The sequence below is a fragment of the Acidithiobacillus sp. genome, from assembly GCF_027322205.1.
Taxonomy (GTDB): Bacteria; Pseudomonadota; Gammaproteobacteria; order Acidithiobacillales; family Acidithiobacillaceae; genus Acidithiobacillus.
In genome coordinates, this window is record NZ_DAHVHY010000034.1 from 1 (window position 1) to 22,189 (window position 22,189).

At 58.1% G+C, this 22,189-nt stretch carries 20 protein-coding genes; 3 read left to right on the forward strand and 17 right to left on the reverse strand.

Annotated features, from left to right (window positions below):
- The coding region (locus M7F93_RS06825) for a putative bifunctional diguanylate cyclase/phosphodiesterase (protein ID WP_298171120.1) at nucleotides 1-2,744 on the reverse strand (2,744 nt) is incomplete at its 3' end.
- Between the two features lie 450 nt (nucleotides 2,745-3,194).
- Here M7F93_RS06825 and M7F93_RS06830 point away from each other — a divergent pair.
- Entirely contained in the window at nucleotides 3,195-5,861 is a 2,667-nt protein-coding gene (locus tag M7F93_RS06830; RefSeq protein ID WP_298171058.1) for a bifunctional diguanylate cyclase/phosphodiesterase, read from the forward strand.
- 305 nt (nucleotides 5,862-6,166) lie between these two features.
- Nucleotides 6,167-6,583: an SHOCT domain-containing protein gene (locus M7F93_RS06835; RefSeq protein ID WP_298171062.1), complete on the forward strand. Its 417-nt coding sequence runs from the start codon at nucleotides 6,167-6,169 to the stop codon at nucleotides 6,581-6,583.
- 183 nt (nucleotides 6,584-6,766) lie between these two features.
- Here M7F93_RS06835 and M7F93_RS06840 read toward each other — a convergent pair whose 3' ends face one another.
- Nucleotides 6,767-7,072: an Lpp/OprI family alanine-zipper lipoprotein gene (locus tag M7F93_RS06840; RefSeq protein ID WP_298171065.1), complete on the reverse strand. Its 306-nt coding sequence runs from the start codon at nucleotides 7,070-7,072 to the stop codon at nucleotides 6,767-6,769.
- Between the two features lie 361 nt (nucleotides 7,073-7,433).
- On the opposite strand from M7F93_RS06840, the gene M7F93_RS06845 reads away from it, so the two are divergent.
- Nucleotides 7,434-8,015: an RlpA-like double-psi beta-barrel domain-containing protein gene (locus tag M7F93_RS06845; RefSeq protein ID WP_298171068.1), complete on the forward strand. Its 582-nt coding sequence runs from the start codon at nucleotides 7,434-7,436 to the stop codon at nucleotides 8,013-8,015.
- Nucleotides 8,016-8,044: 29 nt separating this feature from the next.
- On the opposite strand, the gene pepP is transcribed toward M7F93_RS06845, so the two are convergent.
- The 15 genes from pepP to M7F93_RS06920 form a co-directional block, all read right to left on the reverse strand.
- Nucleotides 8,045-9,388 (reverse strand): Xaa-Pro aminopeptidase, encoded by a 1,344-nt coding sequence (gene pepP, locus M7F93_RS06850; RefSeq protein ID WP_298171071.1) that lies wholly within the window; start codon nucleotides 9,386-9,388, stop codon nucleotides 8,045-8,047.
- A gap of 14 nt (nucleotides 9,389-9,402) precedes the next feature.
- On the reverse strand, nucleotides 9,403-9,840 hold the full coding sequence (locus M7F93_RS06855; protein ID WP_298171074.1) for a DUF4168 domain-containing protein: 438 nt from the start codon (nucleotides 9,838-9,840) through the stop codon (nucleotides 9,403-9,405).
- A 171-nt stretch (nucleotides 9,841-10,011) separates the two neighbouring features.
- Nucleotides 10,012-11,370 carry a DNA repair protein RadA gene (gene radA, locus M7F93_RS06860; protein ID WP_298171077.1) on the reverse strand — a complete coding sequence of 453 codons (1,359 nt, stop codon included), beginning with the start codon at nucleotides 11,368-11,370 and terminating at the stop codon, nucleotides 10,012-10,014.
- Nucleotides 11,367-12,461 carry an alanine racemase gene (gene alr / locus M7F93_RS06865; RefSeq protein ID WP_298171081.1) on the reverse strand — a complete coding sequence of 365 codons (1,095 nt, stop codon included), beginning with the start codon at nucleotides 12,459-12,461 and terminating at the stop codon, nucleotides 11,367-11,369. Before alr ends, radA begins: the two co-directional genes overlap by 4 nt.
- A 62-nt stretch (nucleotides 12,462-12,523) precedes the next feature.
- On the reverse strand, nucleotides 12,524-13,897 hold the full coding sequence (gene dnaB, locus M7F93_RS06870; protein WP_298171084.1) for a replicative DNA helicase: 1,374 nt from the start codon (nucleotides 13,895-13,897) through the stop codon (nucleotides 12,524-12,526).
- Between the two features lie 25 nt (nucleotides 13,898-13,922).
- Nucleotides 13,923-14,369, reverse strand: a complete 447-nt coding sequence (rplI, locus tag M7F93_RS06875; protein ID WP_298171088.1) for a 50S ribosomal protein L9 — start codon at nucleotides 14,367-14,369, stop codon at nucleotides 13,923-13,925.
- A gap of 40 nt (nucleotides 14,370-14,409) precedes the next feature.
- Nucleotides 14,410-15,327 carry a DUF2232 domain-containing protein gene (locus M7F93_RS06880; protein ID WP_298171091.1) on the reverse strand — a complete coding sequence of 306 codons (918 nt, stop codon included), beginning with the start codon at nucleotides 15,325-15,327 and terminating at the stop codon, nucleotides 14,410-14,412.
- Between the two features lie 15 nt (nucleotides 15,328-15,342).
- Nucleotides 15,343-15,618 carry a 30S ribosomal protein S18 gene (rpsR, locus tag M7F93_RS06885; protein ID WP_291524075.1) on the reverse strand — a complete coding sequence of 92 codons (276 nt, stop codon included), beginning with the start codon at nucleotides 15,616-15,618 and terminating at the stop codon, nucleotides 15,343-15,345.
- A gap of 15 nt (nucleotides 15,619-15,633) precedes the next feature.
- Nucleotides 15,634-16,038: a 30S ribosomal protein S6 gene (gene rpsF / locus M7F93_RS06890; protein ID WP_298171097.1), complete on the reverse strand. Its 405-nt coding sequence runs from the start codon at nucleotides 16,036-16,038 to the stop codon at nucleotides 15,634-15,636.
- A gap of 124 nt (nucleotides 16,039-16,162) precedes the next feature.
- Complete coding sequence (gene nagZ, locus M7F93_RS06895) at nucleotides 16,163-17,227, reverse strand: beta-N-acetylhexosaminidase (RefSeq protein ID WP_298171102.1); 1,065 nt, start codon at nucleotides 17,225-17,227, stop codon at nucleotides 16,163-16,165.
- On the reverse strand, nucleotides 17,211-19,340 hold the full coding sequence (locus tag M7F93_RS06900) for an APC family permease (RefSeq protein WP_298171105.1): 2,130 nt from the start codon (nucleotides 19,338-19,340) through the stop codon (nucleotides 17,211-17,213). Before M7F93_RS06900 ends, nagZ begins: the two co-directional genes overlap by 17 nt.
- Nucleotides 19,341-19,859, reverse strand: a complete 519-nt coding sequence (locus M7F93_RS06905) for a L,D-transpeptidase (protein ID WP_298171108.1) — start codon at nucleotides 19,857-19,859, stop codon at nucleotides 19,341-19,343.
- A 1-nt stretch (nucleotide 19,860) separates the two neighbouring features.
- A complete protein-coding gene (gene rlmD / locus M7F93_RS06910) occupies nucleotides 19,861-21,183 on the reverse strand; it encodes a 23S rRNA (uracil(1939)-C(5))-methyltransferase RlmD (protein WP_298171111.1) in 1,323 nt (440 codons plus the stop codon).
- On the reverse strand, nucleotides 21,158-21,991 hold the full coding sequence (locus tag M7F93_RS06915; protein WP_298171114.1) for a 3'-5' exonuclease: 834 nt from the start codon (nucleotides 21,989-21,991) through the stop codon (nucleotides 21,158-21,160). The genes rlmD and M7F93_RS06915 overlap by 26 nt, the downstream gene beginning before the upstream one ends.
- Nucleotides 21,976-22,189, reverse strand: a 214-nt coding sequence (locus tag M7F93_RS06920) for a DUF1318 domain-containing protein (protein ID WP_298171117.1), incomplete at its 5' end; no start/stop codon positions are given. The genes M7F93_RS06920 and M7F93_RS06915, both read right to left, overlap by 16 nt.

Below are 22,189 nucleotides of genomic sequence, written 5' to 3' on the forward strand. Positions count from 1 at the left end.
GGGGGGGGTAAATTACTCTTGAAATTCAATATATTGAATGACTTAACCCATCCGGGAACCTCATCAGCAGGCATGGGTTTAGAGAAGAGATAGCCCTGCATGGCATGACAATCCAGTGTCTCCAGCAGCTGTAAATGGCCGATGGTCTCCACCCCCTCCGCGACCACTACAAGACCCAGCATATTGGCCGTCGTTGTAACACCGGCAACGATGGCGAAGTCCCGCGGATCATTCAGGATATCCCGCACGAAGCTCTGGTCCACCTTGATCGTTTGAGCTGGTAGTTTCTGCAGGTAGCTCAGGGAAGCACTACCGGTGCCGAAGTCATCCAAAGCAATGCGCAAACCCAACTCGTTACAGACCCGTAGAGTTTCTTGTGCTTTGGGGAAATCCAGCATGGGCGCACTTTCTGTGACCTCGATCTCGCACATTTCAGATGGGATGCCGGGATGCGCCGCCAGAGCCGTGCGTATATCATCCAGAAATCTGGGATCCAGTAGATGGCGGGCACTGACGTTCATAGACATTCGAAAAGGAAGCCCATCGCGATGCCACTGTTCTCCCTGAGCCAATACGGCATCGAACACAAAACAGCCGATGCGCCGGGCCAGACGCGGGTGATCCAGGGCTTCGGCAAACGCAGCCGGCGGGAGGATTCCGCGTTGCGGATGCGCCATCCGGATAAGCGCCTCGAAGCCGATGATCCCTTCGCAGGGTGCAGCCCCATCGTGGATCGACACCACCGGTTGGTAGTACATGATCAGCCGCTGATCTTCGAGCGCCGCCTGGGTCATCACCATCTCCTCCATGAGTTGTTCCTGTTGAGCATCCATGGTTTTTTCATAGAATCGGTACTGGTTACGTCCGCCATTCTTGGCGGCATAAAGCGCCATATCGGCATGCCGCAACACACTCCGTTGATCACCCTCATCCCAGGGAATGACGGTGATCCCCAAACTGCCCGAGATGGTTACGCTGTTTCCATCCAGAAGGATCGGCTCGGCAATCGCCTGGAGCAGACGATTCGCCAAGTGTTGCGCCCCTTTCATATGATGGATTTCGGGAAGCACCAGACCAAATTCGTCGCCGCCGAGTCGGGCTATCGTATCCTCCGTCCGTAATGCCTCCCGCGTGCGGCGCGCCACCTCTTGCAGGAGAATATCCCCCATATCATGACCCAGACCATCATTCACTTGTTTGAATCCATCCAGATCCAGAATACCCACCAGCAGGAGCGTTTCCTGTCGGGTCACCGCACGACTCGCCTGTTGCAGGCGATCCAGAAACAAGGTCCGGTTCGGCAATCCAGTGAGCAGGTCGTGCGTGGCCTGATAGGCGAGATCCGCCGTGAGCCGACGTTTCTCCGTCACATCATGGAAGACCAGCACAGCACCCAGTATAGTGCCATCCCGCGCACGGATGGGGGCGGCTGAATCTTCTATGGCGCGTTCTTCGCCCTGTGCGGTAATGAGTATAGTGTGATTGGCCAGTCCGATAATTTTGCCTTCCTGCAGTACCCGTTGAACCGGATTCGCCACCGGGGCATGGTCTCCTTCCCGCACGATCTTAAAAACCGCATCCAGTGGTTTCCCCAACATTTCCGCACGCGAATAACCCATCAGGGTCTCGGCGACAGGGTTGAGATCCGTGACCCGCCCGGCTATATCTGTAGTGACAACCGCATCGCCGATGGAAAGCAGGGTAACTTCCGCTCGTTCCTTGGCCTCCCAGAGTGATGTCTCAGCAGCGTCCTTTTCCTGTATTCTTTCTCTGGCCACCCGTCGGAGTGTCAGGTAACCCAACGTCGACAGTAGTAGAAGAACAAGCATGGCGACCAGCGGTCCGGTCATACGGTTCCACCAGGCGGCCACCAATACGGAGCGTGGCAAAGCCACCCCTGCCACCAGTGAGTAGCCGGGTACGCGGTACCAGGCGCCCAATCGCCACTGGTTTACGGCCGTCGCTAAACCGTAGTACACATCGGATTGCGCACCTTGATGCGCAAATATGGATTGTGCGGCGATGCCATTTTGCCGAATGCTAAAAGAGGTCTTGGTCGGCGGTGGATAACGGCTTTCCAGAACGCCCCCATTGCGCAAGAGAAAAATAGAGCCATGTTGCGGCAACGGTAGAGCCGCCCAAAAAGGCAACTGCCCATTCTGCAAAGGCAATAGCACTACCATCCGTAGAGGCTTGGACACGCCATGATCAAGTATCTGCGTCTGCAGAAACAGAGGCACCATCCACGCGCCCTCTCGTGAGTGCATGGACGTGGTTTGTACGGGTGGCCCCATACAAAATCCAGGAGAACGCCAACAATGATCGAGGAGGCGGTGTTGTTCCGGGTTGATTTTGAGAGGCGGTTGCACGCCCCCTCCGGATGGAGAAAGTAGCGCATTCAGCAAGCCCTTATCGGCGCCTGCGGCGACCGGGGACCCCTGCCATGACCGGATACCGATGGCGGCAAAATTGTGTTCAAATACCAGATAATTTTCGAGCGTTTCGCGGGTGGCGATGGGGTGATCCACCCCTTCCGGAACAACCTCGTTTCCCAGCATCCGTATGGAGTTGTGTGCATCATTTAGAAACAGATGGGTGCCATCTGCCACGGCAGCCGCCAACGCCAAAAGATTGGTGCCATACTGGTAGCGGATTTGCTGCCAATCCGCATAGCCCAGCCATCCTCCGGCCACCAACACGACAACCAAAAACAGCAGCCAGGCGCGGTAGAGCCAGGTTAGCATGGGCAACAAGGGTGACAATTCAGCATGATGGATATGCGACTCGATTCCATTTCTGGGGCAGAGCATTATACCTATTAGTACAGAAACGCAGAGTATGCCACGTTTGGTTTACCTTTGATGGTATGGGTTCCTCTCCAGCATGCAACAGGATGGAAGAAACAGCAGCGTTACTGGGATGTCACCGGCCAGCGAAGGGCGACGTAGTAGCGCCCATTACAATGAGTCTCAAATGGGGGTCTCGAACGGTGCTCAGCATGGGTATTTTCGCTTCCTTTCGCAATGGAAACTGGATGGACCAGACCAAAACGGGCATTTTCCGGCTATTTGTACTATGTATGACGCATACGTACGAATCGGACCAGAGGCGCAACATTGAGTCAGCCATATCCGCAGGCTCCCAGACACCACACTTATATCCCGCGCTGGCTACTTCGCCTGTGGTGGGGATTCATGCTGGTCGTTTTGCTTGTGGGGGCGGGCCTGGCATGGTCTAACTGGCAACAAACCGGGGTACGGGAAACCCGCAGCCTCCAGACGCTGGCGGCATCGCTGGCTGAGGGGACACGGGTCATGCTGGATGGCACACGGGTCTCGATGGTGCTGATCGGACAACAACTGGCATCAGCGCCAACCCATTCGGGACCTACCGCAGAGAAGTTGCTGCAGAGTTATCTGATGCTACAGCCGGATTTTTCTGCAGTGGGGTTATTGATGGCGAGTGGGCACATAGTTACCACGGGCACGCATCAGCGCTTCCTCAAGGACCTGCTTTCGGATATCGATGCGCACACCGCGGCCCTCCACTCGGGATTGAATGCCGCGCAGCAAGCTGTATTGAGCCACTGCCAGCGTTCTGCCGGGTTTTGCCTGGGGCCTCCCGTGCGCGACTCGGACCCCGGTAGTAGTCATGGCATATGGATGATTCCCCTTTTCCAGCCGACTTCCGGAATGGACGGGAAACGGCTTTTGGTCGCCTTGTTGCCACTCGTAAACGGGCGGTTGCCTGCCTGGCGCGGGCTCCCTCTGCCACCTCAATCCGCTATTTTTCTCCTGCGGGACAATGGATTTCTGATGAGTCGTTATCCGTATTCCGCCCGTGTCCACTATGCGCAACCACAGCTAGGTGTTGTGGCGCAACACCTTATGAATCACCCGGATCTGCAGTCGGGCGTGTTTTCCGGCGTGAGCAGCGCAGTGGCCGCATGGCGCCTGTGTACCGTACACCGAATAGCGGGGTACCCTGTCGTGGCGGGGGTGTGCATTCCGCGCTCCGTTTTGGGGGCGGCATGGTGGCGCAGTATGAAGGCACCAACCGCTGGCGCACTTGCTCTGTTGTTACTATCCACGTTCGGCTACGGCTATCTGCGACGACTCGGTCGGGATCGGGAAAAAGAACGACAACAAGTCCAGCAGGAATTATGGGAAGAGAAAGAACGGGCGGAAGTCACTCTGCACTCCATTGGTGATGCGGTGATCACCACGGATATCCGGGGCCAGGTGCTGGACATGAATGCCGTCGCCGAAGACTTAACGGGTTATACCCGCGCGGAAGTCATTGGCCAGCCCTTGGAAGCCATATTTCGCATTGTTCAGGAAGGCGGTCAGAAACCGGCGGACAATCCTGTCCGGCGCGTTTTGGAAGAAGACAGAGTGGTAGAGTTGGCCAATCACACCGTGCTCATCACCAAAGAAGGACAGGAGCGCAGCGTTGAGGATAGCGCGGCACCGATACGGGATCGACAGGGCGTCTTGCTGGGCGCGGTGCTGGTCTTCCGGGATGTCACCGAAAAACGTCAGCTGACCTCCGAACTGGCGCATCAGGCCACCCACGATGCGCTCACCGGATTGCCCAACCGAGTGCTGTTCATGGACCGATTGGGTCATGAACAGGCCCAGACCCTGCGCCGCGAGCGCCTGTTGGGGGTGGGGCTTTTGGATCTGGACGGGTTCAAACAGGTCAATGACCGCTTCGGGCATGCCGCCGGTGATGTGCTGTTGCAGGAAATGGCACGACGATTGCTCGATGAACTGCGATCCGGTGATACGCTGGCGCGGATGGGTGGTGATGAGTTTGGCTTGCTACTCCCGGATATGGAGCGTATCGAGCAAGTGGAGGGTGTTTGCGCCCGACTGCTGGAAGTGCTGCGCACCCCATTCCAGTTAGCAGGGGAAGATATCCCGCTGTCAGGCAGTGTGGGACTGACCAGTTACCCGCTGGATGATGCACCGCCAGAGGATTCGCTGCGGCACGCGGACCTGGCCCTGTATACCGCCAAGGCGGCGGGGAAGGATCGGCTTCAATGGTTTGAATGGCCGATGGATCAACTTCAAATAGAGCGAATGGAGGTGTACAAAATGGCGGAAGCCGCATTGAATCAGGGGCGGCTGCTGCTCCACTACCAACCTGTCGTGGAGAAGACCAACGGACCGGTAGCGGTGGAGGCATTGCTCCGACTGGACCACCCGGAACGCGGATTATTACCTCCTGCGGCCTTCGCCAGTGCCCTGGATGCCCCTCGTCTGGCGCGGCGCATCGGCTGCCTCGTGCTGGAGTCGGCGCTGGCGCAAGCGGAAGTCTGGCATCGGCAGGAGCTACCCCTGCGCGTTTCGGTGAATGTGAGTGCTTATCATTTGTTGGATCAGGCTTTTCTCTCCGACCTGCAGACCGCTTTGGATACGCATGCTGATCTGCCGGCATCCGCGGTAGAAATTGAGATCACCGAAACCGCACCGTTGCAGGATTTTGCCAGGGCACGGGAAACCCTGTTGGCCTGCAACCGGCTGGGGGTGCGGATCGCGCTGGACGATTTTGGCACGGGGAACGCCTCACTGACCTATTTGCAGAAGTTACCTGCGCAAACCATCAAGATCGATCAGAGCTTCGTCCGGAACATCCTCCACGACCCCAGGGATCATGCGATCGTGGCCGGGGTGGTGACCAGCGCCCACCTGCTGGGACTGCAAGTAGTGGCGGAAGGGGTGGAAACAGCCGGGCACGCCGCTCTGCTCACCCAGATGCAATGTCACTGTTTGCAGGGTTACGCCATAGCGCGGCCTATGGCGCCGGAGTTGATCCCCGATTGGGTGAGGCGGTATAAGCCTATGTTTCAAAAATAATCAGGGAGGTGTGATCACTCATCCATCGAATATGCGCGGTCGCTCCCGTCACAACTGGATACACACATTCATGGCATGAGGATTGCCGAATGGTACGGTTATAACGTCTGGGATGCCCTGATAGGAAATTACATGAACACGATAGGCATTGATTCCGGCGGTATGGAGAGCGCAATCAACAAGGTGTCAATCATGCTTGTATCGGGAGCGGGGAACCTGGTGTGCCCCACAGCCATGAGGGCGCAACCGAGCTATACTTGCACGAGGGAATGTCATTCCGGCATTTCACGGCAGGAGGTCGTTCAATGAGCAGCATGGATGAATCACAGCAAAAAAAGGGAATCCGGATAGCCGCCAAGGCGGGCTTTCTGGTAATGATGGCGCCTGTTTCGGCTTTGGCACAGACGGTCGCCGCCACCGCGCCAGACTCGGCGGTAGACTTCTATCCCGGTCCGGGCATGATGGGTGGTTGGGGGGCCGGTATGATGGGCGCTTTTGGACTGTTTTGGGGATTGTTGTGCCTGCTGGTTCTCGTGGGGATCGTGGGTGGTGTTGCACTCCTGGTCCGTGGAGCCTTTGCATGCAGGCATCGCCATGGATGCAGGAGCGACCTAGCCAACGACGAAAGTGGCACAGCCCTCAAACTCCTGGACGAGCGCTATGCGCGCGGCGAGATCAAGCGTGATGAATACCTTGAAAAGCGGGGCGATCTAGGCAAATGAGTGTGCATAGGGAGTGATGCCTACCAAACCCGTGCGAACTTGGCCGATTTTTTGTGGCATTGGGAACACGGCGCCCGACATCGGACACCGGCGAAATCATCTCCGATCCTATCCGACCCTCAAATGCGAAGGGACCCCGCCGAAGCATCGACGAGGCCCCATCACAAACAATCGGCGCGAGAATTACTTCATCATCGCCTTCTTGAACATCCGCTCTACCTTCACATTGGCTTCATCGGCCTTCTGATTGGCAGCGTTGGCCGTGCTCATCGCCTGATCAGCCGTGCTCTGCGCAGCGTTAGCCTTGCTCAGCGCGTCTGTCGCAGTGCTCTGCGCGGCATTGGCCTTGGCCAACGCCTCGTTGGCGGTGGACTGTGCGGCGTCAGCCTTGGCAGCAACCTTGCCGAGGTCAGAGGTGGTCGCACAACCGGCTAAGCCCAAGGGCAAAATCAGCGCAGTTACTTTCAAGGCGGTGGTGAACTTGCTCATAGCAGTCTCCTTTGTTGGGTTGGATAACGAGCAGACAAAGCATAGCTAAAAAAACAACAACACGCCAGTCTTTAGACACGCTTTTTCGATGGTAGCCACAATCTAGCACATTGAGCACCTGCAAACACCCCCAAGCCGCGGTTTAGTCCACTATTACCGGACATTCGGTCGACTCTCCCATACATAACAAGCACCCCCATCAACGTAAACCAACCTACTGTTTACAATACAATAAAACTATCTCCTTGATTTTTTCCACATTTCTTGTAATATATTGTTCCGTTTCATATTTTTAGAAAAATGCCAGCCGCGTTGAAGCTGGGGTAGGTCACCACAGGCCGACTCAGATAAGGAGATAGACTTGATACAACGATTATCTGCCGGGCTGAGTATTGCTCTGTTTGCACTTTTACTACCCAACGCTTTGGCGCGCAATTCACCAGACTTACCGGCTCCGCTGCTCAACAACCTGTCAAAAAGCGCAAAAACCCTTCAGTGGATGGATGGGCGGATGGAAAACACTACGGACACACAACCAGCTTCCGGGGATGGGTCTGCACAACCTGATCGTAGTGATGGCGCCCTACTCATGCGGCATAAGATGTTTTATCTTCGGCGAGTGACTGCTTACAACGCACTTCCCGGCCAAACCAGTGGAAATCCAGACATTGCTGCTTGCGGCGCCAACCGACCCAACCAGGTTGCTCTGTCACAGGACTTATTTTTCCTGAAAGATGGAGGCAACCGCTGTGGTGAACGCATCGACATCGTGTTACGTTCTGGGCGAGTGATACACGGTGTTGTCTGGGATACCATGAATTCCCGTTATCACATGGCTGCCGACATTCTTATGGGCAGCGTTCAGCGCGCTATGGACTTCGGGGTGAAGCAGGCAAAATTGCGTTTCATACACGCGCAGGCACCATCGACCAACGGCCTCTGAACCGACACAAGGTCTACCTTGACCAACGATTATCGCCCACTGCCAGGTCCGGCCGCCATCATTGCCTCCACATCGGCTATGCGCTTGGGCACTTCGCCTGAAAGGATATCCGGCCCGCTGGCGGTCACCAGCACGTCGTCCTCAATACGAATCCCGATACCGCGCCAACGCTCCGGTACTGATTGATTATCCGGGGATAAATACAGGCCCGGTTCTACCGTCAGCACCATCCCCGCCGCCAGTTTCCGCCAGGACTGATCTGCACTGCGATAACAACCGACGTCGTGGACATCCATGCCCAACCAATGCCCTGTCCGGTGCATATAGAAGGCCTTATAACTGCCCTGCTCAATGACCACATCACGCTTTCCGGAAAGTATTTTCAGATCCAACAGGCCATCCACCAGCACCCTGACGGCCTCGTCATGATAATCGGCAACGGAACGCCCCACCTGTATGGCCGCTATCCCCGCTTCCTGACTGGCCAGAACGACTTCATAAATTTCCCGTTGTGCGGGACTGAAAACGCCATTGACCGGCAAGGTCCGGGTGATATCGCCAGCGTAGGCACCCACCTCTGCACCGGCGTCGATCAGTACCAGATCGCCATCACGCAGTTCCGCATCATTTTCAGTGTAGTGCAGAATACAGCCGTTGACTCCGCCACCGACGATACTCGGATAAGCCACACTGGGCGACCCGAGGCGATGAAAAACGTGCTCGATCTCGGCGGCCAGTTCGTACTCCAGCATACCCGGCTGGCACTGACGCATGGCATGACGGTGACCGGCGCCACTGATACCCACCGCCGCCCGCAGGATTTCGATCTCGTCAGAATCCTTAAACAGCCGCATCTCATGGATCAGATCAGCAACATCGACCACTTCGAGCGGGTAGCGCACACCCTGGCGAATTTTGCTCTTGGCGACATTACGCCAGTGCATTACCCGTGCGTCGAAATCCGTGGACTGACCCATGGGATAAAACAATAACTCTCGGTTTTCGAGCAGTTGTGGAAGGACATCATTCAGATCATGAATAGAGAGGCAACGGTCCACCTGGCATTGCTCAAGAGCACCCTCCAGCCCAGCACGACGCCCCTCCCAGGTTTCCCGCTCCGGATCACGCGGACGACAGAACAGGATCTGCTCCCCATCAGCGTGCCCTGGAATCAATACCAGCACGGCTTCAGGCTCCACGAAGCCGGTCAGGTACAAGAAGTCACTGTCGCCGCGAAACGGATACTGCACGTCGCTGTTACGGCTCTTGGGTATGGCGGTGGGTATAATTGCGACACCGGCGGCGTGCATTTTTTGCATCAGATGACGGCGGCGAGCAGAATAACCGGGGCGTGGCAAACTGAGTTTGGGCATGGGTGGATGAGGCTTTACTTCATGGCCCCTTCAACCTGCCTGGCAAATGCTGGATCGTCCTGCGTTTGCTTGAGCATGCTGGAATACTGCTCCGCCGTCAGATGATTACTGGCAAGGATACTGTTTACCCTGGCCATGTAGGATTTTTTCAACTCTTCCCGCTTGGTGGCAGTGATATCTTTCTGACTCAGGGCGCTGTGGACCTGTTCGTTGAGTGGCTTGATCCCCTGAACCGCGGCTGCAAAATTCTTTATCTCAGCAGGGCTGGCCACGGCACTCGCAGTCATTGCGGTGCGCACCAATCCTGGCGCCGATATCTCCATGCCGGACGCGAAGGCCACACTGGTTCCCAGACCAAACAGGCCAAAAGCGAACAGAGCGTACCCTACAAATCCACGCCTGGATGAATGAAACACACTCTGTGCAGCAGAGTAAATGGCAGGCTGTTGCATAATAACTCTCCTCTCAGGCTATCGGAAAAAATTCAGGAATAGCTTCATATATCAGTAAATTATGCGATTTCTTATGCACACTCTCTAGCCACCCTAACCGCTCCGAACAGATATTGCAAGCTACAACACGCTATCCGGTCGACAGATGCATTGCAGCGGACGCACAGGGGCTTATCCCCCGTCGAAGGCCGCTGTTATGGCATCGCCAAGACGGGCAGCCGGACGCAACTTGAAAGTAGCGGTACTCGAAATTTTGTCGCCACGCGGAAGAATCGCGCCCTTGAACCCCAATTTGATCGCCTCCCGCACCCGCGCTTCAGTAGCCGCCACCGGACGCACCTCTCCCGCCAGACCCAGCTCGCCGAAAACGACCCGGCGACCCTCCAAAGGTTTATTGCGAAAACTGCTGAGCAGGGCCAAGGCCACCGCCAGATCGGCGGCGGGTTCGTTGACTTTGATTCCACCTGCGATATTCACAAAAACATCCTGATCAAAAAACATGCTGCCACCGTGACGATGCAGGATGGCCAGCAGGAGGGAGAGGCGGTTAGGGTCCAGGCCGATGGCGACCCTGCGGGGGTTAGCCAGCGGACTCGGCGTCACCAGCGCCTGCACTTCCACCAGCAGTGGGCGGGTTCCCTCCTGCGTCGCCAACACCACGCTCCCTGCCACGGGTCGGTCATGCTGCGACAGGAAGAGCTGTGAAGGGTTAGCAACCTCGCTTAACCCCTCTTCATGCATCTGAAAAACACCTAGTTCATTGGCGGCACCAAAGCGATTCTTGATAGCGCGCACAATCCGGTACGGGCTACCCGCCTCCCCTTCAAAATAGAGGACAGTATCCACCATGTGTTCCAGCACGCGCGGACCAGCGATGGCCCCTTCCTTGGTCACATGGCCGACCAGCCAGACCGTGGTGCCCGTGGCCTTTGCAAAGCGCACCAGGCGGGCCGCACACTCCCGCACTTGCGCTACCGAGCCCGGGGCCGATTGCAGCGTGTCGGTATAGACGGTCTGAATGGAGTCGACCAGCACCAGCGCCGGTTGTTCTGTCTGGAGCAATCCTTCAATCGCTTCGAGATGGTTTTCGGCGACTACCCGTACGGGGCTCTGTCCCAGGCCCAAGCGCTGCGCGCGTAAGGCGACTTGCGCTGCGGACTCCTCCCCGGTGACATAAAGCACCTTACTGGCTTGGGCCAAATGATGGGCAGTCTGGAGCAGCAGGGTGGATTTGCCAATGCCCGGTTCCCCACCCAGGAGAATAGCGGCTCCCTGCACCTGTCCGCCACCCAGCACCCGGTCGAGTTCCGCCAGACCCGTCGTGCTGCGCCCCACATCCGCGATCGGTACTGCATGCAGAAATTGCGGCGGACTGGCCGTGGCATAGGTGGTTTGGGATTTGGCCCCGGCCTTCTCCACGCGCTGCTCGACGAAGCTGTTCCAGGCGCCACAATCCGGGCAGCGTCCCAGCCATTTGTTGCTGGTACTGCCGCATTCCTGGCAGACAAAGAGGGTTTTGTCGCGGCTCATGAGACCGACTGGCGCGGAACACGCATCTGCATACGGCAGCTCAACTCGTAGGAGATCGTATCGAGTCTCGTCGCCAGGGATTCGAGGGATGGCCCGCCAGCCCCCATGAGCACGACGGAAGCCCCGATTTCCGCCGGCACGGTCGTCAAGTCGACAAAAAGCATATCCATACTCACTCGTGCCAAAGTCCGGGTAGCCTGTCCAGCCACCGTAACCGGCGCACCCGAACCCAGGTGACGCGGATAACCATCACCGTAGCCTGCCGCCACGACCCCTACCCGACAGTACGCAGGAGCCTGCCAGGTGGCACCATAGCCCAGCCAGTCACCGGGGGCGAGTTCGCGGATGGCCACCACTGCACTGCGCCAGGACAGAACCGGTTGCAAACCGATCTCGGCACCATTGCGCCCGGCGAAAGGCGAAAGGCCGTACAGCATGAGCCCGGGGCGCACCCAGTGGTGATGGGTAACAGGCAGTGCCAGCACCCCTCCCGAATTGGCCAGGGTATGTTGGCCTGCCGTGCAATGACCAAAGTGCGCAACGGCCTCGGCGAAGACGCCCGCCTGCTGGCGGTTGAAAGGGTCTTCCGGCGTATCGGAGCGGGCGAGATGACTCATCAGCCCCAGCACTCGCCAACGGGGATGGCTTTGCAACCCAGCAAACAGTGCCGACAGTCGGTCGGGTGCAAAGCCCAGGCGGTGCATACCCGTATCTACTTTAATAAATAGCCGCAGGGGCACGTCAGCGGCATGGGTCGCCAGCCAGAGCAACTGCCGCTGTTCATGGATAACGAGCAGATAGCTCCGCGCGGCCGCAACAGCGACCTCCTCCGCATCGAAAGGCCCTCCGAGCAGACAAATCGGCCGCTCCAGACGCAAATCATGCAGGGTTTCCGCCTCTTCCAGAGAAGCCACGGCAAAGGCATCGACACCTGCCTCTGCCAGCACCGGGGCACAGAGCGCGACATCATGCCCATAGGCATTGGCTTTGATCGCCGCCATAATTTGCGCGTGGGGCGCATGCTGGCGTACCACAGACACATTATGGCGCAGAGCAGCAACAGAAATATTGGCAACAATAGGGCGAGTCATGTGACCATGATACCGCAAAGTACAGGAAAATCCCCTGACAGAAATCCGCTTCGGGTAAGAACTTAATGTCCGAAACCATCCCCGGACGGCGCATAATTCTCAAAGCGGGTATATTCACCGAAGAAGCTCATCCGCACGGTCCCGATGGGTCCGTTGCGCTGCTTGCCGATGATCACCTCGGCAATGCCCTTCACCTCTTCCTTGTCCTTGTAATACACCTCATCGCGGTAAAGAAACAGAATCAGATCGGCGTCCTGTTCAATAGCGCCGGATTCACGCAGATCCGACATCTGCGGACGCTTTTCGGTCCGGTTTTCCAGACTACGATTGAGCTGCGAGAGGGCAATCACCGGGATGGACAACTCTTTAGCCAAGGCCTTGAGCGAGCGGCTGATCTCGGAAATCTCAGCGACCCGATTGTCACCCCGCCCCGGCACCTGCATGAGTTGCAGATAGTCGACCACAATCAGCGCCAAACCATGCTCCCGCTTCAGCCGCCGCGCCCGCGAGCGCAACTCCGTCGGCGTCAGCGCCGCCGAGTCATCCGCAAACAACGGCGCATTGCCAAGTTCACCGATGGCATGGGCGATACGCGGCCAGTCATCATTACCCAGGCTGCCATTGCGCAGGCGGTGCTGGTCCACCCGCCCCCGCGACGAGAGTGCCCGCAAGACGATTTCGTCTATCGGCATTTCCATGCTGAAAACCGCCACCGGCTTGCCTTCGTTACAGGCGACATACTCAGCTATATTCATGGCGAAAGAGGTTTTACCCATACTCGGACGACCCGCGACAATGATGAGCTGTCCCGGATGTAGGCCGGAGGTTTTCTCGTCCAGATCGGCAAAGCCTGTGGACAGACCTGTAACGCCTTTTTTCTCGCGGGCGATGGCCTCGATCCGGTCGATGACCGCCGGAAGTGCATCCTTGAGTTGCTTGAAGCCTTCACCGGCCCGCTGCTGCCCTTCGGCGAGCTGAAAGACCCGGCTTTCCGCCTCGTCCAACAGCGACTGAGCTTCCCGTCCTTCCGGACGATAGGCGAGCTCGGCAATTTCCCGACCAACCCGAATGAGATCGCGCAGGGTAGCCCGCTCCCGCACGATGCGCGCATAGGCAAGCACATTGGCCGCCGAGGGTGTCTCGTTGGCCAGCATGAGGAGATACTGCACCCCGCCCACATCGGCAAGCTGCTCATGATCTTGCAACCACTCGGAGACCGTGACGGCGTCTACCGCCCGCCCGGCACCCAGCATGGCGCTGATGGCCAGAAAAATCTGGCGATGGCGGCGCTCATAAAAATCTTCGGCCGTCACCGCCTCGGTCACTTGATCCGCTGTATCTGGATCAATCAGCAGGGCACCGATGACGGATTGTTCCGCCTCAATGGAGTGCGGCGGGGCCTTGACCCCGCCGCCATAGTCCGCCGACTCGAACACTCCGCAGCCCCCGCCAGTGCCTGGGTCAGGCGCGCTCGACGAACACCATCACGTCGAGCTCCACTTCCGGGTGCAGATGCAACCGCGCTGGGAATTCACCTATCCGCTTGATCGGGCCATCCGCCAGATGGATTTCCGAATGGGCCACTTCATGACCGAGAGCCGCCAAGGCTGCGCTGATATCATGCAAGCCCACCGAGCCGAACAAACGGCCATCCTCACCCGCCTGCAGAGCGATTTTGACCACAGCTTCTGCCAGTGTGGCAGCGCGCTGCTGAGCCGCCTGCAGACGCTCTGACTCGACACGCTCCAAAGCCGCTTTACGCGCGGCAAAGTCTTCCAGATTGCGCTGGTTGGCCACTACGGCCTTTCCCTGCGGCATCAGAAAATTGCGCCCATAGCCCGGCCGCACTTCGACCACATCACCCAGACGCCCCAACTTGTTGATACGTTCCAGCAAAATCACTTTCATTTCCAATTCCTCCAAAAAATTCCTTGCAAAACCGCCATCATCAGGACCGCAAGCCGGCAAGCCGTTGGCGCAAATGGAAAACACGATCCACGATACCCAGCACGGCGACCACCAGCAAGAGCTGCGAAAGCAGGATCAGTCCGATATAAAAAGCCGCCAGCGCAAACAAGGGCCAGCCCCTTGACGCAAACCACAGGTGCACAAAACTCAGACCTTGCAGCAGATACAGCCCACCGACCAAAATGGCAAGGTTTTGTACTGGCCATAGCACATTGCCATGCAGCAGGCTGATGCCCAACAAGGTCGCGACGAGCAACCAGATCAGCCGCTCCGGCAGCACCCAGTCCCGAAACACCCTTTGTGGCACCAGGACGCCCTGGAAACGTTCGCGCCAGCGGCTGGCCAGCAACGCCGCCAGCGTCCAGAGCAGCGCCATACCTGCGGCGAGAATCCCTGGCATCAGGCGGATCATATCACCCAAGATCTGACGCTGCGTCACACTTAACTCTTTACGCGCCGGCGCCAGCAAATGTTCCATCTGCGTTTGCCAGAAGGCGGGACCCACGCCTTCTGGTATGACCCAAAGTGAGAGCGCCAGCGTCAAGAGAGACAAGCCGATAATCACCCAGATTACCCCGCCCCACTGCACGTCCCACTGCAGCCCCTCCCCCAACAGCCGTCCCGGCAGCCAGGCCACCAGCGCAAAGGCGACACCATACCACGGGTTCAGCGTAAACAGTGCGGAGGCAACCCCGGCAATCAGCAGAACCTCGAAGCTCTCCTTGCGTCCGGCCTGCAGGGTAACCAGCGCCACCAAAGCGACACAATTGAGCAGTAACGGCCCGGCAAGAAAGGGGACCAGTCCCACAGTACTAAAGAGCACGGCAATACTGATACCGGCTTGCCAGCGTCCGCTGAGAAGCCAGCGCAAGACCCCGCCTTCTGTCCGCGCCGCCACTGGAACGCCGGTGCCTTAACGCACGACGTAAGGCAGTAATGCCAGAAAACGGGCGCGCTTGATCGCCGTAGTCAACTGCCGCTGGTACAGATTGCTGGTTCCGGTAATTCGGCTGGGGACGATTTTACCCGTCTCACCCACATAGGCCTGCAAAGTTTTCAGATCCTTGTAGTCGATCTCTTTGACGCCCTCCGCCTTGAAACGGCAGAACTTACGGCGACGGGTAAAGTTACTGCCGCCGCCACGTTTGTCGCCATCACTATCCCGATCTCTGTCTCGATTGAATGCCATTTGAATTCTCCTTCCTTAAGCCGTCGCTACGGTTTCGTTATCACTGTGGTCCGGTTCGCTTTCGTCTTCGACAGTATCTTCACTGCGCTCACGACGGTCACTCTCATCGCGAGCCAGAAAGGAAGGGGCGGTGACCGCTTCATCGCGAGCCAGAATCAGGTGGCGCAATACCGCATCATTGAAGCGGAAGGCATCTTCCAGCTCAGCCAAAGCGGTCCCGGTGCATTCCACATTCATCAGGACGTAATGGGCCTTGTGGGCCTTCTTGATGGGGTAGGCCAGTTGCCGGCGACCCCAGTCTTCCAGACGATGAAAATGCCCGCCATCGCTCTCGATCATACCGCGATAGCGCTCAATCATCTGGGGGACCTGCTCACTCTGGTCAGGATGGACCAGAAACACAATTTCATAATGACGCAAAAGTTGCTCCTTATGGTTCACTGCGGAGTCCGGGCGCCCATCGCCCGAACAAGGAGTAAAAGGTGAGGGCGTATTCTAATACGCGACGCGGGAAAAACAAGGGGTTAACATTTCGGTCTGTGCATCAGACCACGGATCCGGTGGCCAGAGCCTGCAATTGCCCGATCTGCTGCAGACAGCGCGTTCGGTCTGCGGGAGACAGTAGTAATGTTGCAGCGTTGCCGACAAGCTTCTCCAAGCGGTCACCCGTCGGCAGTGCCTCTTTGGATTGCAGATGCGAGATCGCCGTTTTCGCCCCCTCCGGATCGTTACAAATCAGCAGCAAGTCCGCGCCCGCTGCCAGTGCCGCATCCACCCGTGCCGCCATATCGCCGACACCCTGCGCACCCGCCATGCTGAGGTCGTCACTGACCACCACCCCGGTGAAGCCCATCTCTTTGCGGAGGATGTCCTGCAGCCAGCGCGATGAGAAACCGGCAGGGTGTTCCGTATCCACCTGAGGATAGAGACAATGCGCGGGCATAATCGCTGGAATCCCCGCGGCAATCAGGATAGCGAAAGGCTGGAGGTCCTCCTGAATGGCGCTGAACGGACGCTCATCCAGCGGTAAATCGAGATGGGAATCTGCGGCCACCGCACCGTGGCCGGGAAAATGCTTGGCAACCCCCTGCAAGCCGGTCGCGGCCATACCCTCCCAGAGTGCAGCAGCGATAACGCCCACCCACCCGGGATTACGGTGGATGGCGCGGTCGCCGATCACCGCAGAAACGCCGCGATTCAAATCTACACAGGGGGTAAAGTCCATATCGAGGCCGAGCGCCCGGAGTTCCGCACCGAGTAGAAGCCCCCAATCCCGTGCTGCCGCCTGCGCCTTTTCCAGTCCATCACGATCCGCCAGACGACCCAGAGTCGCCATGGGGGGGAAGCGCGTCACCCCGACACGCAAACGCTGTATCCGCCCCCCTTCCTGATCAATACCGATAAGGAGCGGAGGGGAACGCAGCGCATGCAATTCGCCGCACAGGGCGCGCACCTGTTCGGCATCGACGCAGTTGCGGGCAAACAGGATGATGCCACCCACTGCCGACTGGCGGAGCATTGCGCATTCAGCCGCCGTGGGCTGCAGCCCGGCAATATCGACCATCAGCGGACCCCGTGCGGGGCGATGCCGCTCAGACTGTACCGGCATGAGGGGCGGACTCCTGCGCACGGGCCTGCGCCTTGGCTGCGGCACGGGCCTTGGCTTCTTCCTTGTCCACTTCTTCATTCTGCACCAACTCCATATCCGGCGACATGGAAATAGGCAGCGCGATGCTCGGCGGCTGGCTGGGAATACCATGCACATGTACGGGCACAATCATCATGCTGAAACCATCATGCTGCAGGCGATCCTGCACGATAAAGCTGACTTCATCATGCAGCAGTCCGTGGAAGGGTCCTTGCACAGGAGCATCAATGACCCGCCCGGCAAAGAAGATACTCTGCGGGAAATAGCGGATGGCGACATTGGCCAACTCCTCCATTGCCAGAATACGGTCGGTGGAGTAGGTAGCGAACCAGGTCGCCGCCATCCCCTCGTTGCGGCAAAAGGCCATATACTGGTTGGCCTCGGTCTCCACATACACCTTGAGATCCTCTAACGCCTTGATACCTTTGAACTCACCCTGACCCACAATACCTGCCAGCAGGAAAACATAGTTCTTGACGAAGCCACCGACCATGCGGTGCGCCGTCAGCAAGGTATGCAGTCCCAAGCCGTCAAAACGACTGACAAAAAATACGGCGGTGGCACCGCGCGGATCCAGAGGCAGGTTGGGGCCGGACTCCAGGTGCTCAGGTACCACATCCAGCATGGTCTCATCTAATTCGGCGGTTATTTTGCTGATGCTTTTGTAATGGCGATAGATCAGGTAACCAAGCCCCACCACAATCGCGGTGACCAGCAGGGTAAACCAGCCGCCGGCATCAAATTTTTCGAAAATGGTGATGGCGAGAATAGATGCCGTGACCATAAAGCCCAGGACACTGGTGGCAAGCCGGCCTCGCCAGCGTGGCTCCTGATGCCGCTGGGCAAACCAGTGCCGGCTCAATCCCGCCATGGTCAGGGTAAAGGTGATGAATACATTGATGCTGTACAGAACCACCAGAATGCTGACATGTCCGCCCGTCGCGAGAAGGATGGCAATGGCCGCGACCCCAATGAGTAAGACGCCGTTACGTGACACGAAACGATCCGACAGGTAAGAAAAACGCTCTGGCAACCAACGATCTACAGCCATATTCGCCATGACGATAGGGGCAGTGATAATACCCGTGTTGGCGGCAATAAAGAGGAGCAAGCCCTCGGTAATCAGGGTAAGCAGTGTCGCCGTCGGCCCGAAATGTATACCACCTACGGTCCATCCCTGGGTAATCGCGCCATAGAGCACGGCATTCAGCGTTTGCCCTTGCAGGCCATGCACATGGTACATCAGATACAGAAAGATCAGACTACCCGCGACCAGGGACAGGGACGTCGCCAGCAGCGTCATGGTCCGCTGGCCCGTCTGCACCCGCGGTTCGCGCATGATATGCACACCATTGGCAACTGCTTCCAAACCCGTATAGGTACCACCACCCAGGCTAAACGCCCGCATTATCAGCGCCGCAATAAAGATCCAGCCGTACTGCATACTATCATGCTGAACACCAACGATTGTCTTGTGAGCGATAGCTGGTACATCTCCCACATGGCTCAGCAGTCCCCAACCCAGCACGACGATATGCGTGAGGACAAAAGCCATAAAGATCGGCAACAAAATCTTGATGGACTCTTTCATGCCGCGCAAGTTGATAAAGATCAGGAACAGCAACACCGCGACATCAAAGAGAATGCGCTCACTGTACCAGGAGGCAGGCATGGTGCTGAGCAGCGCCTCGGTACCCGATGCCACCGAGATCGCAGCCGTTAAAATGTAATCAACGATCAAAGCGGCACCACTCACCAGGCCCGCGATCGGCCCTAACAGGGTAGATGCGGTGTGATAACCACCTCCGCCGTCAGGGAAAAGAGCGATGACCTGTTTGTAACCTGCCGAGATGATAAACACCGAGATCGGGATGCCGATGGCCAGGAAAACGGCCAGATATTCATGCCCCTTCAGGGCATAGTAGATTTCCGGTGGACCGTAGGCGGAGGAAGACAGTGCATCGGACCCCAGACCGACCCACGCCAGAAAGGCCGCGAGCGAAAGACTCTCGAACAGCTTGGGGTTGAATACGTTTACGGCGCGACGAAAACGGGGCAAGCGGATCCAGGCCATTCAGTACCTCCTGGCGGGGGAACGCAGCGGTGGCTGCAGGCCAATAAAAACAGGGGTGTTTACCGGACACGCGGCAAAGAGCATGCACACCGCATCCGGCGCCATCCGCACACAGCCTGCCGATACCGGCTGGCCGAGACGATCCACATCGGCAGTGCCGTGAATATAGATGTAACGGCGGAAGGTATCCTGAAGGCCACCACGATTAAAACCACTTTCGCTGCCGGCGAGCCAGAGAATGCGACCGAGAATCCAGTCTTGCCGCGGCTGGCCTGCCACCCACTCCGCGCTGTAACAGACACCGGTCCAGCGCCGGCCGCGCAGGATTGCCGTCGTGGGCAGGCCTTCACCGATGCGCGCGCGCACTACATGCCAGCCGCGCGGCGTACAACCGCTGTCACGCTGTTCACCGAGTCCGTTACGAGCCGTGGATATGACATACTCCGAGCGCGGCTCAGCGTCGTTCATCTCGCGCAACCGCTGGGTGGAGACATCCACCCAGAGCCAGCGCGGGGGCATTTCAGCGCTCCAAGAGGGCGATGGATTCGACATGGGCGGTATGGGGAAACATGTTGACAACACCGGCAGCTTGCAGATGATAGCCGCGTTCGTGTACCAGATACGCCGCATCACGGGCCAGGGTCGCCGGATTGCAGGAGACATACACCAAGCGGCGGACGCCGGGGGTCAGACTGCGCAGTACTTCAATAGCGCCACTGCGGGGCGGGTCGATGAGCATTTTGTCGATGGCGCCCACCGGAGCAAAATCTTCCATCTGCGCCTGAGTGAGATCGGCTACGGCATATCGGGCTTTATCCGCCAGGCCATTGGCAACGGCATTCTCGGTGGCCAGCGCGACCAACCGGGCGTCCCCTTCAATGCCAAGCACCTGCGCTCCCAATCGGGCAATAGGCAGGGTAAAATTTCCGAGTCCGCAGAACATATCCAGAATCAGCTCCCCCGGTTGCGGCTGCAGCAGCGCCATGGCGCGACGCACCATCACCTGATTCACCGCCTGGTTGACCTGAGTGAAGACCAGCGGATCAAAACGCAGGCGCAACTGATAATCCGGCAAGTCGTAATGCAGGGGTTCCGGCTGCTCCGGCCATAAAGAATGCAGGGTCTCCGGCCCGCGCGGCTGCAACCATATCTGCAGGTCGTGTTGCACACCAAAAGCACGCAAATGCTGCAGATCGCTTTCCGCCAGCGGCCGCATGTGGCGAAACACCAGAGCGACCGCATCCGGCGTGGCGGCCACTTCAATCTGCGGAAAATCCTGGGGCGATTGCATCTGCCCGATCAGCGCCCGCAGGGGCAGGATGCGTTGCCCGATGCGCGGGTCAAGGGTCAGACATTGCCCCATATCCACGACATAACTGCTGTTGCGTTCGCGGAAACCGACCAGTGCGCCCCGGGTTTTTGGCGTCCGCACCGAGAGTCGCGCCTTGCTGCGATAGCCCAGGCTCGGGCCATGAATGGGGGGCAGGACGCGTCCGGGGCGGACCTTGCCGATGCGCCAGAGATTATCTTCCAGTTGTCTTTGCTTGATAGCCACCTGCGCCGCTGACTCCAGATACTGCAGGCTGCAGCCCCCGCAGATGCCAAAGTGCGGACAAGGCGGCGACACCCGCAGGGAGGATGCCTTGACCACCTGTAGCAACTCGGCACGATCAAAGCTCTTGTGGTTCTGGGTACGCCGTGCCCAGACCCGCTCGCCGGGCAGCGCCCCATCGACAAAAAGCACCTTGCCCTCCACACGGGCAATCCCGCGTCCTTCGGCATCCAGGCTTTCGATAAACACCTGTTCAGGCTGAGCGTTATGAATGGGTTTGGGACGCGACATGCAGATTCTCTGGCCACAGGGTGAGAAATTCCTGGACGTGGGCCTCGTCCCGGCTTTGTAAGTAAGACCGCAATTGCGTCTGGCAGACATCATAAGCCGATTTGTCGAGATGCCCGCGGGTCAGTTCAAAACGCAGATGGACCAGGGCTGTGTTCAGCACATCGACTTCGCAGTAGTGGCGAATGCCCGCCAGTTCCCCGGCCTGATAATGGGTCCAGACCTCGGCGCCGCTCATCCCCAGCTTGCCAGGCAGTCCCAACAACAACGCCACGTCCTGAAGGCGGGCGACATTGCGCATCTGATAGGCAGAGAGGATATCCATGAGGTCGAGATGGCGCTCGTGGTAACGGCTGGTGTAATTATTCCAGCGGTAACTCTGATCGGCCTGTCCCTGCTCCCAGTAGCGGGTCGCAGGGATACCGTGAAGCAGGGCGCGGTAATGCAGTACCGGGAGGTCAAAGGCTGCGCCATTCCAGGAAACCAGTTGCGGGGCATGGCGCTGGATGAACTGAAAGAAGGCAGCGACGAGAGTGGCTTCGTCATCGTCCGCCTTGCCGAAACTGTTGAGCTTGACCTGCTCGCCCTGCCACCAGAGGGCAGAGATAGCAACGACCCGATGCAAATAAGGGCGCAGAAACTCCGTCGCGCCCTGGGTTTCGATGCGGCGCTGGTGCTGCAGCAATTCCGCCACGCCCGCGTCATCCCCCAACGCAATGTCGTGCACCCGCCGCCCGCCGGCAACGTCGGGCACTGTCTCGATGTCAAAAACCAAAATATTCTGCAAAATGGTGACTATTTCTGCTGCCACTGACCACTGGGCGACTGGTACCAGTATCCCGCGGGTGCTTTGTTGATCCAGGCCTGGGCAAAGGTCTGCTGAATTTGCCCCGCCCACTCGGGATGGCCATTGGCATCAGCGATCTGCTGATAGAGATTACTGAGCGCCTGGTTATAGCTGCCCACCAGCCCATTGAGCGGAGCCCGCTGCGGCAGCGACACGGCTGCC

Coding starts and splice junctions, on each gene's coding strand:
- alr (WP_298171081.1), bottom strand. CDS start 12,461: ATGACTCGCCCTATTGTTGCCAATATTTCTGTTGCTGCTCTGCGCCAT.
- M7F93_RS06840 (WP_298171065.1), bottom strand. CDS start 7,072: ATGAGCAAGTTCACCACCGCCTTGAAAGTAACTGCGCTGATTTTGCCC.
- M7F93_RS06900 (WP_298171105.1), bottom strand. CDS start 19,340: ATGGCCTGGATCCGCTTGCCCCGTTTTCGTCGCGCCGTAAACGTATTC.
- M7F93_RS06855 (WP_298171074.1), bottom strand. CDS start 9,840: ATGCAACAGCCTGCCATTTACTCTGCTGCACAGAGTGTGTTTCATTCA.
- M7F93_RS06830 (WP_298171058.1), top strand. CDS start 3,195: ATGCTGGTCGTTTTGCTTGTGGGGGCGGGCCTGGCATGGTCTAACTGG.
- M7F93_RS06905 (WP_298171108.1), bottom strand. CDS start 19,859: ATGCCCCCGCGCTGGCTCTGGGTGGATGTCTCCACCCAGCGGTTGCGC.
- M7F93_RS06835 (WP_298171062.1), top strand. CDS start 6,167: ATGAGCAGCATGGATGAATCACAGCAAAAAAAGGGAATCCGGATAGCC.
- rplI (WP_298171088.1), bottom strand. CDS start 14,369: ATGAAAGTGATTTTGCTGGAACGTATCAACAAGTTGGGGCGTCTGGGT.
- rlmD (WP_298171111.1), bottom strand. CDS start 21,183: ATGTCGCGTCCCAAACCCATTCATAACGCTCAGCCTGAACAGGTGTTT.
- rpsR (WP_291524075.1), bottom strand. CDS start 15,618: ATGGCATTCAATCGAGACAGAGATCGGGATAGTGATGGCGACAAACGT.
- nagZ (WP_298171102.1), bottom strand. CDS start 17,227: ATGCCGGTACAGTCTGAGCGGCATCGCCCCGCACGGGGTCCGCTGATG.
- pepP (WP_298171071.1), bottom strand. CDS start 9,388: ATGCCCAAACTCAGTTTGCCACGCCCCGGTTATTCTGCTCGCCGCCGT.
- radA (WP_298171077.1), bottom strand. CDS start 11,370: ATGAGCCGCGACAAAACCCTCTTTGTCTGCCAGGAATGCGGCAGTACC.